The 279-nt window shown below is 45.2% G+C and carries 1 protein-coding gene; it reads left to right on the top strand.

Annotated elements, in window-relative coordinates:
- Window positions 1–279, top strand: a 279-nt coding sequence (locus LJE11_RS19525) for a hypothetical protein (RefSeq protein WP_227219543.1), incomplete at both ends; no start/stop codon positions are given.

Here is a 279-nt window from a genome sequence, read left to right as displayed (position 1 = left end):
TTATACAGCCTGATCTCCACAAACCAGAATGATTTCGGTTTCCATCTTGGAAGAAACGGAGCTTTCGATTTCCCGGCTGTGCTTTCTGTAAAGGCAGATGCTTCCTGTGCAGGACTTATGGCAAATCTGTTCTGGTATGATGCTGAGAATGGGGTTCTGCAGTGTATCCAGACTGTAACTGTAGGCGGTGCATTTGAGCGCAGTATTCCATATGCTGACTTTGCCCTTTCCAAAGGACAGGATTATTTCATAGCATTTGGTACAGAATCTCTCAATGGC

The sequence above is a fragment of the Blautia sp. DFI.1.216 genome (genome assembly GCF_020594215.1).
In the GTDB taxonomy this organism is placed as follows: Bacteria; Bacillota; Clostridia; order Lachnospirales; family Lachnospiraceae; genus Blautia_A; species Blautia_A wexlerae.
The sequence above is the reverse complement of the archived record's forward strand: the minus strand, read 5'-3'. Positions and strand labels throughout refer to the sequence as shown.